The organism is Microcystis sp. M53602_WE12 (genome assembly GCF_030065455.1).
Lineage (GTDB): Bacteria > Cyanobacteriota > Cyanobacteriia > Cyanobacteriales > Microcystaceae > Microcystis > Microcystis aeruginosa.
This window is the reverse complement of record NZ_JASJFB010000379.1, coordinates 1-1,699: the sequence shown is the minus strand read 5'-3', so window position 1 is coordinate 1,699 and position 1,699 is coordinate 1. Positions and strand designations below refer to the sequence as shown.

Genomic DNA, 1,699 nt, shown 5'->3' with positions numbered 1-1,699 from the left:
TCATCGAATTTTATTTTAAGTTAATTATTTGCATAACAATTACCGAAGAGCCAAAAGTTATAGATGATTTCCTGACCTAAGATCACATTTTATTCTTTTTTCCACTTCAATCTAAGAATTGAGAAAAAAGCAAAACCCTCCACTATACCATAAAAAAATTATGCAAGAGGTCTTATGAATTATAAATTGTGAATTATAGATTACAGGTTATAGTTTATCAGTTCTGAATTGGGAAGTGAGAATTGTAAATTTAATTAAATTATCGAGCGGCAAAGGTTGGTTTTGGCTGTGATCGGTAATCGGTAAACTGACAACTAATAGCCGTTGACATCCTCACCGCCGGGGCCGGACGGTGATTCCCTACAGATCGAACAAACTTAATTGAACGATCTTCGGATGGGTTGACGCTTCACGGGACGATGCTTCTTGCGTCTATAACGGTTCTCTCACCGTATTTAGTATTAACCCGCCGGGCGCGGTCGGTTGCCATTGCTTCGATTAGTTGCATAATAGAGATATCCTTTTTTGGATGATAGGCGATCGCTTTTCTGATTGGTAGTCGGTAGCGGTCGCTTTTGGTTTATATCTTTAGTATATTTCTAGTCTCTTACTAAGTCAACTACCTATTAATTAGTATTTTACAGGTATTTTACTAATCCTCATTAGTTTATCTAATAAGTCTTGTACTTAGTAGTTTACAGGGTTAGACTTAAAAGGTAATGTATTAGTATTAATCAATTAAAATCATGGCTACTGAGAATAGACCAGTATCCTGTTATCTCCCAAAAGATATAGAAGACAGCCTTACTAAGTATTGCACTCAAAACAATATCACTCGAAAAGATAAGGCCGGGAACATTCAACCGGCAATGGGAACCGCCATAGTAGAGATTCTCGAAACCTTTTTCGGAGATAGCCCTAGCAAGTTGCCCAACTTCGAGGAAAAGATCGACGCGGCGATCGAAGCCAAAATGAACGCGGCGATCGCATCGCTTCGGACTGAATTAGCTCCCCTATATGCGATCGCCCAGAGAGAAGATTAGAGCGGTCTCGCGTAGCGAGCGCTTTGCGTTCACCTAATGCACGCCCGTCAGTCATATTTGAAACAGATTAGCTAGGAGATTACCTCATGACAGCAGTTACCGAAAATGATCTAAAAAGGCTAGAAGATTTAATCGTTAGTAGTATGAGGGTGATCGAGTCCCGATTAACTAGCCTAGAAAATGGACAATCAGAAATCAAGTCAGATATAAAGTCCCTGAATGGAAAGACAGAAAATATCGACAAGCGACTCACCTCGATCGAAGCCCGTCTAGAAGCATGGAAACCCTCGATCGACAAAACGGCCGATCTTGCCGAAAAAGTAGGAGAACTGAAAAACTGGAAGCAGATCGGGGTAGTGGTAATCACCGCTTTTATCAGTTCGATCCTTAGCGGCATTACCGGCGGGGTGATCGGTTGGCTGATCCGTTCAGCGAAATTCAACCCCTAACACCTAAAACCTAACACCTAACCCTTTTATCCATGCCCTCGACTTTCTCAGTCAGCTTGGCTTGTCCTAAGCTTTTACGCATTTAAGTTACATTGACAGCATTACCCTTATTTTTAAGTTTTCTACTCCATTTAATAATCAATCCCCCTTCATTTAAAAGCTGATTGACTACTTTTTCCAGTTCTTCTTTATTTTCAAATTCTCGAT

General features: G+C 40.4%; 2 protein-coding genes and 1 pseudogene. 2 read left to right on the top strand and 1 reads right to left on the bottom strand.

Annotation, left to right across the window (positions count from 1 at the left end; genetic code table 11):
* Positions 1-746: 746 nt before the first annotated feature.
* Together PX482_RS12970 and PX482_RS12965 are read left to right on the top strand one after the other, a co-directional pair.
* Positions 747-1,043: a hypothetical protein gene (locus PX482_RS12970; RefSeq protein ID WP_002762525.1), complete on the top strand. Its 297-nt coding sequence runs from the start codon at positions 747-749 to the stop codon at positions 1,041-1,043.
* A gap of 86 nt (positions 1,044-1,129) precedes the next feature.
* The gene (locus tag PX482_RS12965) at positions 1,130-1,492 is read left to right on the top strand and encodes a hypothetical protein (protein ID WP_002762526.1); all 363 of its coding nucleotides are present in this window, start codon (positions 1,130-1,132) and stop codon (positions 1,490-1,492) included.
* A gap of 82 nt (positions 1,493-1,574) precedes the next feature.
* Here the strand turns inward: PX482_RS12965 and PX482_RS12960 are convergent.
* A pseudogene (locus tag PX482_RS12960) lies at positions 1,575-1,699 on the bottom strand (IS630 family transposase); the annotation flags it as partial.